The organism is Corynebacterium sp., from assembly GCF_022712195.1.
In the GTDB taxonomy this organism is placed as follows: Bacteria; Actinomycetota; Actinomycetes; order Mycobacteriales; family Mycobacteriaceae; genus Corynebacterium.
The window spans coordinates 1-13,130 of record NZ_JALAGY010000052.1; the positions used below are offsets into that span (position 1 = coordinate 1).

The 13,130-nt window shown below is 70.1% G+C and carries 12 protein-coding genes; 9 read left to right on the forward strand and 3 right to left on the reverse strand.

The genetic code is table 11. The features are described from left to right. The coding region (locus Q0A34_RS06175) for an FAD-dependent oxidoreductase (RefSeq protein WP_291479135.1) at window positions 1-427 on the reverse strand (427 nt) is incomplete at its 3' end. Window positions 428-586: 159 nt separating this feature from the next. On the opposite strand from Q0A34_RS06175, the gene Q0A34_RS06180 reads away from it, so the two are divergent. Further along, window positions 587-1,807 carry an acetyl-CoA C-acetyltransferase gene (locus tag Q0A34_RS06180; protein WP_291479136.1) on the forward strand — a complete coding sequence of 407 codons (1,221 nt, stop codon included), beginning with the start codon at window positions 587-589 and terminating at the stop codon, window positions 1,805-1,807. A 4-nt stretch (window positions 1,808-1,811) separates the two neighbouring features. On the opposite strand, the gene Q0A34_RS06185 is transcribed toward Q0A34_RS06180, so the two are convergent. Beyond that, window positions 1,812-2,432, reverse strand: coding sequence for a TetR/AcrR family transcriptional regulator (locus tag Q0A34_RS06185; protein WP_291479137.1), 621 nt, complete (start codon window positions 2,430-2,432; stop codon window positions 1,812-1,814). Between the two features lie 261 nt (window positions 2,433-2,693). Here Q0A34_RS06185 and Q0A34_RS06190 point away from each other — a divergent pair, with 261 nt between their 5' ends. Genes Q0A34_RS06190 through Q0A34_RS06225 form a run of 8 tightly spaced genes read left to right on the forward strand, consistent with a single transcriptional unit; the run spans window position 2,694 to window position 12,216 of the window. Then, window positions 2,694-4,346, forward strand: a complete 1,653-nt coding sequence (locus Q0A34_RS06190) for a carboxyl transferase domain-containing protein (protein WP_291479138.1) — start codon at window positions 2,694-2,696, stop codon at window positions 4,344-4,346. A 13-nt stretch (window positions 4,347-4,359) separates the two neighbouring features. Beyond that, window positions 4,360-6,450 (forward strand): biotin carboxylase N-terminal domain-containing protein, encoded by a 2,091-nt coding sequence (locus Q0A34_RS06195; RefSeq protein WP_291479139.1) that lies wholly within the window; start codon window positions 4,360-4,362, stop codon window positions 6,448-6,450. Between the two features lie 37 nt (window positions 6,451-6,487). After that, complete coding sequence (locus tag Q0A34_RS06200) at window positions 6,488-7,672, forward strand: acyl-CoA dehydrogenase family protein (protein ID WP_291479140.1); 1,185 nt, start codon at window positions 6,488-6,490, stop codon at window positions 7,670-7,672. Next, on the forward strand, window positions 7,672-8,190 hold the full coding sequence (locus Q0A34_RS06205) for a MaoC family dehydratase (RefSeq protein ID WP_291479141.1): 519 nt from the start codon (window positions 7,672-7,674) through the stop codon (window positions 8,188-8,190). Before Q0A34_RS06200 ends, Q0A34_RS06205 begins: the two co-directional genes overlap by 1 nt. Next, on the forward strand, window positions 8,187-9,086 hold the full coding sequence (locus Q0A34_RS06210) for a CoA ester lyase (RefSeq protein ID WP_291479142.1): 900 nt from the start codon (window positions 8,187-8,189) through the stop codon (window positions 9,084-9,086). The genes Q0A34_RS06205 and Q0A34_RS06210 overlap by 4 nt, the downstream gene beginning before the upstream one ends. A gap of 6 nt (window positions 9,087-9,092) precedes the next feature. Continuing rightward, window positions 9,093-10,841, forward strand: a complete 1,749-nt coding sequence (locus Q0A34_RS06215; protein WP_291479143.1) for an AMP-binding protein — start codon at window positions 9,093-9,095, stop codon at window positions 10,839-10,841. Beyond that, window positions 10,838-11,587 (forward strand): CoA transferase subunit A, encoded by a 750-nt coding sequence (locus Q0A34_RS06220; protein ID WP_291479144.1) that lies wholly within the window; start codon window positions 10,838-10,840, stop codon window positions 11,585-11,587. Before Q0A34_RS06215 ends, Q0A34_RS06220 begins: the two co-directional genes overlap by 4 nt. After that, window positions 11,584-12,216, forward strand: coding sequence for a 3-oxoacid CoA-transferase subunit B (locus tag Q0A34_RS06225; RefSeq protein WP_291479145.1), 633 nt, complete (start codon window positions 11,584-11,586; stop codon window positions 12,214-12,216). The genes Q0A34_RS06220 and Q0A34_RS06225 overlap by 4 nt, the downstream gene beginning before the upstream one ends. On the opposite strand, the gene Q0A34_RS06230 is transcribed toward Q0A34_RS06225, so the two are convergent. Continuing rightward, entirely contained in the window at window positions 12,217-13,086 is an 870-nt protein-coding gene (locus tag Q0A34_RS06230) for a TIGR03084 family metal-binding protein (protein ID WP_291479146.1), read from the reverse strand. It lies immediately after the preceding gene. Window positions 13,087-13,130: the final 44 nt, after the last annotated feature.

Here is a 13,130-nt window from a genome sequence, read left to right on the forward strand (position 1 = left end):
CGTCGGCCACGGTGTGGGCGCGGCTGGCCAGGGGGCCGAAGCTGGCCCGCCAGACTGTGCCGTCGTGTCCGGGGAGTCCGGCGCCGGTTCTGGTGGTGGAGGTGTGCAGGGTGGCGTCGGTGCCGGGGGAGAGGATGTGGACCATGTCGACCGGTGCGTGGGCGAAGTGCAGTCCGTGTGCGGTGAGTGCGGGGCCGGTGGCGGGGTCTCGCAGCAGCGGACTGACCTGGGCGAGGGGGTGGACGGCGGAGCACAGGTCGTGGATCAGTCCGGTGCCGGTCACGTCGGCGCTGCGTACGCCGCCGCCGGGGGTGTCCGCGGCCTCGAGGACGGTGACGTCCAGGCCGGCGCGGGCGAGGACGAGCGCGGCGGCGAGCCCGTTCGGGCCCGAGCCGACGACGACGGCGGTGGCACCGGATCCGGACATGGCACCGAGCCTAGCCGCCGGGTCGATCCCGGGGGTCGTGAGGGGCTGCCGGGACCCCTGAATTCCGGTGAAAACCACGGGAACGGCACCCTGTCGGCCCGACTGGCCCATAATGGTGGGTTGAAGACACGTCCCCCGTGAAAGGTGCTTAGAACTATCATGTCCAGCCAGCCCGGCCAGTCCGGCCAGTCCCTGTCCCCGTCCCCCGAGGACATCGTGATCGTCGGTGCCGCCCGTACCGCGCAGGGCAAGATGCTCGGTGCACTCGCCTCGAAGTCCGCGGTGGAGCTCGGCGCCGCGGCGCTGACCGGCGCCCTGGAGAAGGCGGGTGTGTCGGCGGAGGCCGTCGACTACGTCTACATGGGGCAGGTCGTGCAGGCCGCCGCGGGACAGAACCCGGCCAAGCAGGCGGCGGTCACCGCGGGTCTGCCGATGTCGACGCCGGCGGTCACGGTGAACAAGGTCTGCCTGTCAGGCCTGGACGCGGTGATCAACGGTGCCCGCATGATCCGGGTCGGGGACGCCGAGGTCGTCGTCGCCGGTGGTCAGGAATCGATGACCAACGCCCCGCACCTGGCTGCCGGGGTGCGTGCCGGGGCGAAGTTCGGTTCCCTGGCGCTGCAGGACTCCCTGGAGCGTGACGGCCTGACGGACCCGGTGCACGGCACGGCGATGGGGGTGGAGACCGAGGAGGGCAACACCACCCGCGGGATCACCCGTGAGGAGCAGGACGAGGTCGCCGCCCTGTCGAACCAGCGCGCCGAGGCCGCGATCAACGACGGCACCTTCGCCGAGGAGATCGTGCCGGTGGAGGTGAGGAAGCGTCGCGAGACCGTGGTGGTGGACACCGACGAGGGTGTGCGTCCGGAGACGACCCGGGAGGGGCTGGCGGCGCTGCGTCCGGCGTTCGCGAAGGACGGGACGATCACCGCGGCCTCGGCGTCGCAGATCTCCGACGGTGCCGCTGCGGTGGTGCTGACGTCGCGTGCCTACGCGGAGAAGAACGGGCTGCCCGTGCTCGCCGCACTCGGTGCGGCCGGTGAGACCGCCGGTCCGAACACTTCGCTGCACTCCCAGCCGTCCCAGGCGGTGTCGGCGGCGCTGGCTCGGCAGGGCTGGTCTGCCGAGGACCTGGATTTCCTCGAGGTCAACGAGGCCTTCGCCTCGGTGGTCGTGCAGTCGGTCAAGGACCTGGGTTACCCGCTGGAGAAGACGAACATCCACGGTGGAGGGATCTCCCTGGGGCACCCGATCGGTGCCTCCGGCGCCCGTCTGGTGGTCACCGCAGCCCATGAGCTGAACCGTCGCGGTGGGGGCCGGGCGGCGGTGTCGCTGTGCGGTGGCGGCGGTCAGGGTGACGCGTTGCTGCTCTGGCGCTGAGTCGTCAGCTGTTGCGGCGCAGGCCCTGCTCCAGCATCGCCGACCAGCGGGCCACGGTCCTGCGGCGGTGATCGGCGTTGTCGATGAGCACTGCGCCCAGGCCGAGACCGCGGGCGAGGTCCACGGTCATGCGCAGAAGTTCCCGGGTGGGGCCGTCGAGCATGTCGGCGTCCAGGGCGAGCGCCATGAGCTGCAGCACTTCCCGGGCGTAGCGGGCGTCGGCGGAGACGATGAGGTCGCGCAGGTCGCTCTCGGCCCCGGCGGCCGCCGACCAGACGTGCAGGGCTGCGCGGAAGGAGTCGCTGCTGAATGAGTCGACGACGAGTTCGATCACTTTCGTCGTCGACGGGTGCCCGGAGGGTTCTGTGGGGGCGGGGCCCAGGTCGGCGACGGCCTGCCGTAGGTCGCGGGTCAGACGTGTGTAGAACTCGGTGACCGTCTCCTCGATGAGGACGTCCCGGGTGAGGAAGTGGCGTTGGGCGGCGCCGCGGGAGACCCCTGCCCGGGTGGCGACGGCACTGACGGTGGTGGCGGCGGCACCGTGTTCCGACAGGGTGGCGATCGCGGCATCGAGCAGTTTCCTGCGGGTCTCGCGGCTGCGGTCCTGCTGTGGAATGGGGGGCATGGATGCTCCGGGGATATGTGGGGAGAGCGGTCAGTTGCATCAATAGTGACTCATTGTGACCGCGAGGTCCAGTTCAATCGTGTCGAGAGATGCCTGTTATCTGAGAATAGGCAGGTAGACGCGTTTCTTGACCGTCGCAGAGAAAAAATCTTCAGTGATCTCTTTACGGAGTGATCTGCGTCATATAGGCTCCCTGGCAACCGAGGATCATGAGTTCTGCAAAAGTGAACCACTTGCGGACCGACCGGAAAGGACCAGGCGATGGCGGCAGGGACGGCAGGGACGGCAGGCGCGCAGAGCACGGCGGAGGCCGCAGAGACCGAGGGGACCGCGGGGCCGACGGGGGCGCCCGGTTTCCGGGAACTTGTCTCCGATCTCGACGACCGGCTCCGCCGTGCCCGGCGTGGTGGAGGGGACACGGCCCGGGCACGCCACGTCGCCCGCGGGAAGATGCTCCCCCGGGACCGGGTGGACGCCCTGCTCGACCCCGGCAGCCCGTTCCTCGAGATCGCACCGTTGGCGGCCGAGGATATGTACGACGGGAGGGTCCCGGGTGCCGGTATCGTCGCCGGGGTGGGGCTGGTCGAGGGGCGCCTGTGCCTCATCGCCGCCAACGACGCCACCGTGTCGGGCGGCACCTACTACCCGGTGAGCGTGAAGAAGCACCTGCGTGCCCAGGAGATCGCGGAGCAGAACCGGCTGCCCTGCATCTACCTGGTGGATTCCGGTGGCGCGATGCTGCTGGAACAGGACCGGGTATTCCCGGACAGGGACCACTTCGGCCGAATCTTCTACAACCAGGCACGGATGTCGGCCAGCGGCATTCCCCAACTGTCCGCGGTGATGGGGTCCTGCACCGCCGGCGGTGCCTACGTCCCGGCGATCTCCGACGAGACCGTCATCGTGGAGGGACAGGGCACGATCTTCCTTGCCGGACCTCCGCTGGTGAAGGCGGCCACGGGGGAGGACGTCACCGCCGACGAGCTCGGTGGCGGCGCCATGCACTCCCGGGTGTCGGGGGTGACCGACCACCTCGCCGCCGACGACGCCGACGCGCTCCAACGCATCCGCGACATCGTCGCCACACTGCCGCCGGACAGCCTCGGCAGTTCAGGGGGCTCAGGGGCAGGGCCTCGGTTCCCGGCGCGCCCGCAGACCGACCTCTATGACGTGGTGCCCACCGACGTCCGGACCCCCTACGACGCCCGTGAGGTCATCGACATCCTCGCCGACATCGGGTCGGTCCACGAGTTCAAGGCGGAGTACGACAACTCGGTGGTCACCTCCTTCGCCCGTATCGAGGGTCACAGGGTGGGAGTGATCGCCAACAACGGCGTGATCTTCGGCGAGGGTGCGGTGAAGGCCGCGCACTTCATCGAGCTGTGCGAACAACGCGGTACCCCGCTGCTGTTCCTCCAGAACACCACCGGGTTCATGGTGGGCCGGGAGTACGAGCAGGGCGGCATCGCCAAGAACGGCGCCAAGATGGTCACCGCCGTGGCCACGGCGAGTGTGCCGAAACTGACCGTGATCACCGGCGGAGGTTTCGGTGCCGGGAATTACGCGATGTGCGGCCGGGCCTATTCGCCACGGTTCCTGTGGGCCTGGCCGAACGCCCGGGTCGCGGTGATGGGTGGACCGCAGGCGGCGATGACACTGTCCACGGTGCGCGAGGCCAGGGTCCACCGCGACGGCGGTACCTGGAGCGACGAACAGCGTGAGGAGTTCGAGGCGCCGATCCGGGAGCTCTTCGAGGAGAAGTCCAGCTGCTGGTACGGCACCGCCCGGCTGTGGGACGACGGGGTCATCGACCCTGCCGACACCCGCCGGACCCTGGCCATGGCACTGGGCGTCTGCGCCCGGGTGCCCCGCGACGACCGTGCCGGTGACGGCTTCGGCGTCTTCCGGATGTGAGAGAGGAAACCACATGACCGTCCCCGACACAGCCCCCGACACAGCGTTCGACACCGTCCTGGTCGCCAACCGTGGCGAGATCGCCTGCCGCGTCATCCGGTCGGTGCACCGTGCCGGCCTCCGCGCCGTCGCCGTGTACTCCGACGCCGACGCCGGGGCGCCGCACGTGGCCGCCGCGGACACCGCCGTGCGGCTGGGACCGGCCCCCGCGACCGAGTCCTACCTGGACATCGTCCGGGTGATCGCCGCGGCCGTGGCGACCGGCGCCGGTGCCGTCCACCCCGGCTACGGCTTTCTCTCGGAGAACGCCGCCTTCGCCCGCGCCTGTCACGACGCTGGCATCGTGTTCATCGGCCCACCGGCCGAGGCCATCGCCGGGATGGGTGACAAGATCACCGCGCGTGCCACCGTCGAGGAACGCGGTGTGCCCACCGTGCCCGGTCTGTCCCGGCCCGGTCTCACCGACGAGGAGCTCGTCGCCGGGGTGACCGGCTCCGACGGCGGCGCAGGGGTGGAGTTCCCGGTGCTGGTCAAGCCATCCGCCGGAGGCGGTGGCAAGGGGATGCACGTCGTCGCGGACCCCGCGGACCTGCCGGGGGTGCTCGCCGCCGCACGGCGCGAGGCAGCCTCCACGTTCGGCGACGACACCCTGTTCATCGAGCATTTCGTGGACACTCCCCGTCATGTCGAGGTGCAGGTCATGGCTGACGCCCACGGCAATGTCATCCATCTCGGGGAACGGGAGTGTTCCCTGCAGCGCCGTCATCAGAAGGTCATCGAGGAGGCGCCGTCGGTGCTGTTGGACGTCGAGACCCGGGCACGGATCGGTGAGGCGGCCTGTGACGCCGCCCGCGCCTGCGGCTACCGCGGTGCGGGGACCGTCGAGTTCATCGTCCCGGCCGCCCGGCCCGACACCTTCTACTTCATGGAGATGAACACCCGACTGCAGGTCGAGCACCCTGTCACCGAGATGGTCACCGGGCTGGACCTGGTGGAGCTGCAGATACGCGTGGCGCAGGGCGAACCGTTGCCCGTCACCCAGGACCAGGTGACACTGACCGGCCACGCCGTGGAGGCCAGGGTGTACGCCGAGGACCCGGCGAACGGCTTCCTTCCCACCGGGGGGAGGATCACCGCGCTGCGCTGGCCGGACGGGCCGGGGGTCCGGGTCGACGCCGGCGTGGTCGAGGGCCAGGAGGTCACCTCCGACTACGACCCGATGCTGGCCAAGGTCATCGCGCACGGTGCCGACCGGGACCGGGCGGTCGGCCGGCTGGACGCCGCGTTGGCGGACGTGCTCATCGTCGGCCCCGGCACGAACACCGACTTCAACCGTTTCCTTCTTCGTGACACCCGGGTCCGCGCCGGTGACCTGGACACCGGACTGCTCGACCGGATCGCCGACGACTTCTCACCCCCTGAGGCCCCGGGGGAGGCCGTCCTGGCCGCGGCCCTGGCATTCCGCGACGAGGCCCGGGCACAGGCGCGGGGCATCGGCCACCACGATGTGTGGGCGGCCGCGGACGGGTGGCGGCTGGGCGGGGAGACCGCGCCCTTCCGCGTCCGGCTGTCCGTGCCCGGCGCGGGGCCGACGGACGTTCTGCTGTATGAACGGGCCGACGGCGTCAGCGTCACCCGGACGGCCGTCGACACTGGAGAACTGGCCGGGCAGGACGGACCGTTCACCGTGATCGGCGGCACCGGCGGCACCGGTGGCACTGACACCACCCGGTTGCTTGCACCCGCCGGGCGCGCCTCGGCGTCCCGACGCTGGGTGACCAGACCGGTGTCCACCCCTGACGGGCCCGGCGTCGCCGTCTCCGGTGGGCCTGGCACGTGGGTGCTCCGCCGCCTGACCCTGGCCAGGGACGCGGTGGACGCCGCGGCGGGGGAGGACGACGTCCTCAGCCCGATGCCGGGCACCGTCGTCGACGTGCGTGTCGGCGACGGGGACACCGTCACCGCCGGTCAGCCTCTGATCGCGGTGGAGGCGATGAAGATGGAGCACTCCCTGACCGCCGCCCACGACGGGACGGTGGAGATACGGTGCGCCGTCGGCGACAAGGTCGCGGCAGGCACCGTGCTGGCCACCGTCACCGGCTGAACACCCCACTGATGAACAACTGTTGAGAGGAACCACCATGACCACACGCACCACCCGTTCCCTGGCCGATGACGGCCTGACGCCCGAACTCGCCGAGCTGCGCCGCACCGTCGAGGAGTTCGCCAACGAGGTCGTCGACCCGAAGGCGGCGGAGAACTACCGCAACCACACCTTCGACTACGACATCGTCGCCGGCATGGGGGAGCTCGGACTGTTCGGGCTCCCGTTCTCTGAGGAGTACGGCGGCATGGGCGGGGACTATCTCGCCCTGGGCGTGGCACTCGAGGAACTCGCCCGCGTGGACCAGTCGGTCGCCATCACCCTGGAGGGCGGCTGTTCCCTCGGCGCTATGCCGATCTACCGGTTCGGTTCCGAGGAGCAGAAACAACGGTGGCTGCCGGACCTGCTCGCCGGACGCAGGATCGCCGGCTTCGGGCTGACCGAACCGGAGGCGGGGTCGGACGCCGGGGGGACGAAGACGACCGCCGCACTGGACGACGGCACCTGGGTGATCAACGGGTCCAAGCAGTTCATCACCAACTCCGGCACCGACATCACCTCGGTGGTCACCACCACTGCGGTCACCGGCACCCGGCAGGACGGCCGCAAGGAGATCTCGGCGATCATCGTTCCGACCGACACCCCGGGGTTCACCGCCGAGCCCGCCTACGACAAGGTCGGTTGGAACAGTTCGGACACCCACCCGCTGAGCTACGACGACGTCCGCGTGCCCGAGGAGAACCTGCTGGGCACGAGAGGCCGAGGTTTCGCCCAGTTCCTGTCCATCCTCGCCGAGGGGCGGGTGGCACTCGCCGCACTGTCCACCGGCGTGGCCCAGGGGTGCGTGGACGAGGCGGTGGCGTACGCCCGGCAACGCACCTCCTTCGGCAACCCGATCGCCGCGTACCAGGGGGTCTCCTTCAAGATCGCGCGGATGGAGGCGCGGGCCTGGTCGGCACGTCAGGCGTGGCGTGCGGCCGCGGCGAAGATGCTTTCCGGCGCCGACTTCAGCCGGGAGGCGTCGATCGCCAAGATGGTCGCCTCGGAGGCGGCGATGGACAACGCCCGCGACGCCACCCAGGTATTCGGTGGCGCCGGGTTCATGAACGAGACCCGCGTGGCACGGCACTACCGCGACTCCAAGATCCTGGAGATCGGGGAGGGCACCACCGAGGTGCAGCTGATGCTCATCGCCCGGTCGCTCGGACTGGAGGACCGCTGATGGCTGCCCAGAATCCGGCCCAGAATCCGGGCCAGACCGTGGAGCAACGGGGCCTGTATCTCGAGGAGTTCACCGAGGGGACGACCTACCTGCACCGTCCCGGCCGCACCGTGACGGAGGCAGACAACACCCTGTTCACCACGCAGACGATGAACACCCAGCCACTGCACCTCGACGCCGCGTGGGCTGCCACCCAGGAGGGTTTCCGCGGTGAACGGCTGGTCAACTCCATGTTCACCCTGTCCACGGTGGTGGGCCTGTCGGTCAGCCAGCTGACCCTCGGCACCATCGTGGCCAACCTCGGGTTCTCGGAGGTGACCTTCCCGGCACCGATGTTCCACGGCGACACCCTCTACGCCGAGACGACTTGCCTGTCGACCCGTCGTTCGGCGTCGCGCCCGAACCAGGGCATCGTGGAACTGCGGCACACCGGCCGCAACCAGCACGGGGAGGTGGTGTGCACCGCGGTGCGCTCCACGCTGGTGGCCTGCCGTCCGGCGGACGGAGGCGCATCATGAGGGGGCCCGCACCGTGGGAACCGGCGGGGCCCGCCCTGCTCTTCGCCCCGGCGGACCGGCCGGAGCGGTTCGCCACCGCCGCCCGGCGCTCGGACGTCGTCATCCTCGACCTGGAGGACGGCTGCCGCGCCGAGAACCGCCCGCAGGCCAGGCAGAACATCCTCGCCGCCGGGCGCGACGGAACCCCCGACCTCGCCCGGACCGTCGTGCGGGTGAACGCGCCGGGCACCCCGGACTTCGCGGAGGACGTGCGCACGGTCGCCGACAGTCCCTTCACCACTGTGATGGTGCCGAAGGTCGAGGGGCCGGAGGCGGTGGACGCCCTGGCCGCGGTCGACCCGGAGGCGGCGACCTGGCGGGTCCTCGCCCTGGTGGAGACCCCCCGTGGCGTTCTGTCCCTCCCGAAGATCGCCGGGCATCCGCAGGTCGACGCGCTGTGCTGGGGTGCCGAGGACCTTACCGCGGCACTGGGCGGGACCTCCTCGCGCTACGGGGCGGACGAACACCACACGACCGGTGGCGGGCCATCCGGCCACGCCGGAGGGTACCGCGAGGTCCCGCGGTTCGTCCGCTCGTCGGTCCTGCTGCACGCCGCAGCCGCCGGGGTCATCGCCGTCGACTCGATCCACGCCGACACCACCGACACCGCCGGAGCCTCCGCTGAGGCGGTCGACGCCGCCGCCAGCGGATTCGCCGCCACCCTGGCCATCCACCCGGCACTCGTACCGGCCATCCGGGAGGCCTACCTGCCCAGCCCGGAACAGCAGGAGTGGGCCCGCCGCGTCGCCGAAGGGGCGGCGGCCAACTCCGGCGCCTTCGCACTCGACGGCCGCATGATCGACGCCCCACTGCGTCACCAGGCCGAATCCATCCTCCGCCGCACATCCAGGAGCTGACACACCATGACCGCGCCCGTCCACCGCACGCACACCACCGACCGCGGGGTCACCCTGTCCGACCCCGCCGCCCTCGACCCCGCACTGTCGCACCTCGTCGGCCCCACCGACACCCCGTTGCTGGAGGAGACCATCGGCCAGAGCCTGGCCAGGACTGTCGCCTCCTTCCCCGACAACGACGCCCTCATCGACTTCTACGGTGACATCCACCTCAGCTACCAGGAGTTCCACCGTAAGGTGCTGCGCCTGGCGTCCGGCCTGCACAACGCCGGCTACCGCCGCGGCGACAGGATCGGGGTCTGGTCGCCCAACCGGTGGGAATGGACCGTCCTGCAGTTCGCCACCGCCGAGATCGGCGCCATCCTCGTCTGCATCAACCCCACCTACCGCACCCGCGAACTGACCTACGCGGTCAACCAGGCCGGGGTCAAGGCGTTGTTCTCCGCCGGGCGGTTCAAGGACTCCAACTACCGGGCCATGATCGGCACCGTGGAGCACACCTTCGACCGCCCCTACCGGGAGACCGTCTTCTTCGGGTCGGAGAGGTGGGAGGAGTTGGCCTCCCACCCGATCGCCGACCTGGACCCGGTGCGGGAGACCCTGGACCCCCACGACCCGATCAACATCCAGTACACCTCGGGGACCACCGGCATGGCGAAAGGGGCGACGCTTACCCACCACAACATCCTCAACAACGGCTACCTGCTGGGCGAGAGGCTGAAGTACAGCAGCTCCGACAGGGTGGTCATACCGGTGCCCTTCTTCCACTGCTTCGGCATGGTGATCGGTGTTCTCGGCGCGGTGACCCGCGGGGCCGCGATGATCATCCCGGGGCCGGTGTTCTCCCCGGAGAGCACCCTGGAGGCCGTCCACCACGGACAGGCGACGAGCCTGCTCGGCGTGCCGACGATGTTCATGGCCGAGCTCCAGCTGCTCGAACAGTGGCAGGAGCAGGGAAAGAACCTCGACCTGTCCCGGCTGCGCACCGGGATCATGGCGGGCACGTCGTGCCCCACCAAGACCATGCGCGAGGTCATCGACGTCCTCGGCGTCACCGAGATCGGCATCGCCTACGGCATGACCGAGACCTCCCCGGTGAACCACCAGACGCTCCCGGACGACCCGGTGGTCAAGCGGGTCGAGACCGTGGGACGGGTGGGCCCGCACCTCGAGGTCAGGATCGTGGACCTCGAGGGCAACACCGTACCCAGGGAGGTCCAGGGCGAACTGCTGGTCCGCGGCTACGCGGTGATGCAGGGCTACTGGGACATGCCGGACAAGACCGCCGAGGCCGTGGACGCCGACGGTTGGATGCACTCCGGTGACCTGGGGGTCATGGACGCCGACGGCTACGTGCGCGTGACCGGCCGCATCAAGGACATGGTCATCAGGGGAGGGGAGAACATCTACCCGCGGGAGATCGAGGAGTTCCTCTACGAACACCCCGACATCGCCGACGTCCAGGTGATCGGCGTGCCGGACGACCGCTACGGCGAGGAACTCATGGCGTGGGTCATCATGCACGACGGGTCGGACCCGCTCAACACCGAGGACATCGCCGCGTTCTGCGAGGGCCGTCTCGCCCGGTTCAAGGTGCCGAGGTACGTCCACGTCACCGACTCCTTCCCGATGACGCTGTCGGGCAAGGTGCGCAAGGTGGAGATGCGGGAGAAGGCAATCGGCATCCTCGGGCTCTACAGCGGCGACAGCAGCAAAAGCTGCAACAGTGAGGATGCGGACGGAGGCAGGTCATGACCACCCTGATGAGCGCGGCGCAGGCCGTCTCCGACATTCCCGACGGGGCGACACTGACCGTCGGCGGCTTCGGACTCTGCGGCGTCCCCCAGGTCGTCCTCACCGAACTCTCCCGCCGCGACGTGGGGAACTTCGAGGTGGTGTCCAACAACGCCGGCCTCGACGGCGTCGGCCTCGGCCTGCTGCTGAACTCGGGCCAGATCCGGCGCATGATCGCCAGCTACGTCGGGGAGAACAAGGAGTTCGCCCGCCAGTACCTCGACGGTGAGCTCGAACTCGAACTCACCCCGCAGGGCACACTCGCCGAGCGCATGCGCGCCGGGGGCTCCGGCATCGAGGGCTTCTACACCAGGACCGGGGTGGGCACGGTGGTCGCCGACGGCGGGATGCCGTGGAAGTACGGGCCTGACGGCGAGGTGGTGACAGTGTCACCGCCGAAGGAGACCCGGGTCGTCAACGGACGGGAGTGCGTCCTGGAGACCGCCATCACCGCGGACTTCTCCATCGTGCGCGCCGCCGTCGCCGACACCGCCGGCAACCTGAGGTTCAACCTCACCGCCCGCAACCTCAACCCGTTGGCCGCCATGGCGGGCAGGACCTGCATCGTCGAGGCGGAGAAGGTGGTGGAGAAGGGCGAGCTGGCCCCGGACGACATCCACCTGCCGGGGATCTACGTCCACCGGATCGTGGAACTCACCGCCGCACAGGCGGCGGACAAACCCGTGGAGAAGGAGAGGCTGCGATGAGCTGGAGCAGACAGGAGATGGCGGCCCGGGCGGCCAGGGACCTGAAGGACGGACAGTACGTGAACCTGGGGATCGGGCTGCCCACCCTCATCCCCGACCACGTTCCCCCGGACGTGCACGTGGTTCTGCAGAGCGAGAACGGGCTGCTCGGCATCGGCCCGTCGCCGACGAGGGAGGAACTGGACCCCGACCTGATCAACGCCGGCAAGGAGACGGTCACGGCCCTGCCCGGATCAGCCACCTTCGACTCGGCGACGAGTTTCGGGATGATCCGGGGCGGGAAGATCGACCTGGCGATCCTCGGCGGTATGGAGGTCAACGACCGCGGTGACCTGGCCAACTGGATGGTCCCCGGCTCGATGGTCAAGGGGATGGGCGGGGCGATGGACCTGGTGGTCGGCGCGCGCCGGGTGGAGGTCCTCATGGAGCACCGAAGCCGCAGCGGTGCCCCGAAGATCGTGCGGGACATCAGTCTGCCGCTCACCGGTGTCGGTGTGGTCGACCGGATCATCACCGACCTGTGCATTCTCGACCGCGACGAGGACGGGCTCGTCCTGGTGGAACTCGCCCCCGGTGTGACGGCGCAGGAGGTACGGGAGGCGACTGCCGCACCGGTCCGCGGCCTGTGATCACCGGTTACGCATGACGGCCTTCGGTGGTCCGGCGAAAGCCTGGGCGATCCCCGCCCACCGGTGGGCCTCGTCGCCGAGGATCTCCAGGTCGAGGTCCTCCACCTCCCGCCGCTGGGTGACCAGGAGGCAGAAGTCGAGTGCCGGGCCCCGCACGGTCCCGGCTGCTTCGTCAGGGCCCCAGGTCCACCGCTCCCCGTCAGGCGCGTGCAGTTCCACCCGGAACTGCCCGGTCGGCGGGGTGAGCCCGTTGTTCACGTAGGCGAAGTCCCTGGTGATCACCCCCAGGTGACTGATGTCCTTCAGCCCGGGGGACGTCGGACGCCGGACGCCGAGCGCGTCCGCCACATCCTGACCGTGGGCCCAGGTCTCCATGAGTCTGGCGGTGGCCATCGACCGAAGGCTCATGGAAGGTCCGAACCAGAGGAACTTCCCGGGTGTACCCGCTGCGGCATCCCGCATGTCGCGGTCGAGCCGGGCACGGGAGGCGCGCCACCGGTCCAGCAGCGTGCCGGGTGGTGCCGCCGCCCCCTCGGCAGCGGTCGCGTCCACGGCCCCGGACGGGTCGGCGTCGAACCGGCGCCGGTAGCCGGCGAAGGGGCCGTCCGCGGTGTCCGGGGGTGTGGCCAGGGAGGCGGACGCGGCCTCGTCGGTCCAGGCGAGGTGGGCGATCTGGTGAGCCACGGTCCACCCGGTCGCCGGGGTGGGGGATGCCCAGCCCTCCCCGTCGAGGTCACGGACGAGGCCGTCGAGTGTGTCACCTTCGACGGCGAGGGCGTCCAGAGTGGCTGTGGTGGCATCCGGGGTGGCATCCGGGGTGGGGTCAGGTGTGGTGTTCGTGGCGGGCGTCGGTGACGGGCGGTGGGTCATGGAACCTCCGGTTTCGGGATGGTGTACCCCGGATGGTCGCACGC

What these genes read in the sequence shown, in the direction of transcription:
- Q0A34_RS06180 (WP_291479136.1), top strand. Translation starts at nt 587, where the DNA reads ATGTCCAGCCAGCCCGGCCAGTCCGGCCAGTCCCTGTCCCCGTCCCCC.
- Q0A34_RS06185 (WP_291479137.1), bottom strand. Translation starts at nt 2,432, where the DNA reads ATGCCCCCCATTCCACAGCAGGACCGCAGCCGCGAGACCCGCAGGAAA.
- Q0A34_RS06190 (WP_291479138.1), top strand. Translation starts at nt 2,694, where the DNA reads ATGGCGGCAGGGACGGCAGGGACGGCAGGCGCGCAGAGCACGGCGGAG.
- Q0A34_RS06195 (WP_291479139.1), top strand. Translation starts at nt 4,360, where the DNA reads ATGACCGTCCCCGACACAGCCCCCGACACAGCGTTCGACACCGTCCTG.
- Q0A34_RS06200 (WP_291479140.1), top strand. Translation starts at nt 6,488, where the DNA reads ATGACCACACGCACCACCCGTTCCCTGGCCGATGACGGCCTGACGCCC.
- Q0A34_RS06205 (WP_291479141.1), top strand. Translation starts at nt 7,672, where the DNA reads ATGGCTGCCCAGAATCCGGCCCAGAATCCGGGCCAGACCGTGGAGCAA.
- Q0A34_RS06210 (WP_291479142.1), top strand. Translation starts at nt 8,187, where the DNA reads ATGAGGGGGCCCGCACCGTGGGAACCGGCGGGGCCCGCCCTGCTCTTC.
- Q0A34_RS06215 (WP_291479143.1), top strand. Translation starts at nt 9,093, where the DNA reads ATGACCGCGCCCGTCCACCGCACGCACACCACCGACCGCGGGGTCACC.
- Q0A34_RS06220 (WP_291479144.1), top strand. Translation starts at nt 10,838, where the DNA reads ATGACCACCCTGATGAGCGCGGCGCAGGCCGTCTCCGACATTCCCGAC.
- Q0A34_RS06225 (WP_291479145.1), top strand. Translation starts at nt 11,584, where the DNA reads ATGAGCTGGAGCAGACAGGAGATGGCGGCCCGGGCGGCCAGGGACCTG.
- Q0A34_RS06230 (WP_291479146.1), bottom strand. Translation starts at nt 13,086, where the DNA reads ATGACCCACCGCCCGTCACCGACGCCCGCCACGAACACCACACCTGAC.